The sequence below is a fragment of the Streptomyces sp. AC627_RSS907 genome, from assembly GCF_019049165.1.
On the sequence record NZ_JAGMUE010000293.1, the window covers coordinates 1 to 595 of the forward strand.

General features: G+C 67.6%; 1 protein-coding gene. It reads right to left on the bottom strand.

Annotated features, from left to right (window positions below; genetic code table 11):
- Positions 1-500: alanine--tRNA ligase-related protein (locus KUM32_RS35355; RefSeq protein ID WP_254406615.1), on the bottom strand; the 500-nt coding region annotated here is incomplete at its 3' end.
- Positions 501-595 lie beyond the last annotated feature (95 nt).

Sequence of the window (595 nt, forward strand, 5' to 3'; positions counted from 1 at the left end):
GGTCCGGGCACGCCCATGGACCAGTAGTTGGGGCCCATGCCCAGGCGCTGGATGCGCTCGGCCGGCACGCCGATGACCTCACGCCAGATGCGCTCGGCCTCGTCGTCCTGCTCGTAGACCGTGATCCACAGCTTCTCCGGGTCCAGGCCGTAGCCCCCGTCCGCCTGCGAGCTGGTCAGCAGCTCCCAGGCGAGCTTGATGGCGCCTTCCTTGAAGTAGTCGCCGAAGGAGAAGTTGCCGCACATCTGGAAGAACGTGCCGTGCCGCGTGGTCTTGCCGACCTCTTCGATGTCGGGCGTGCGCACGCACTTCTGCACGCTGGTGGCCCGGTCGAAGGGGGGCTTGACCTCACCGAGGAAGTACGGCTTGAAGGGCACCATGCCCGCGGGGACCAGCAACAGCGTCGGGTCGTCCGCGATCAGCGACGCCGACGGCACGACGGTGTGCCCCCGCTCCTCGAAGAAGCGTAGCCAGCGGCGGCGGATTTCGGCCGACTCCATCAGTAGTCCTCTTTCCGATCGTTCCGGTCGGTCTTCCGGTCGTTTTCCCGGTCGTTCCGGTCGTCGCCCCGGCGGGTGTCCGGATCGCCTTGGGC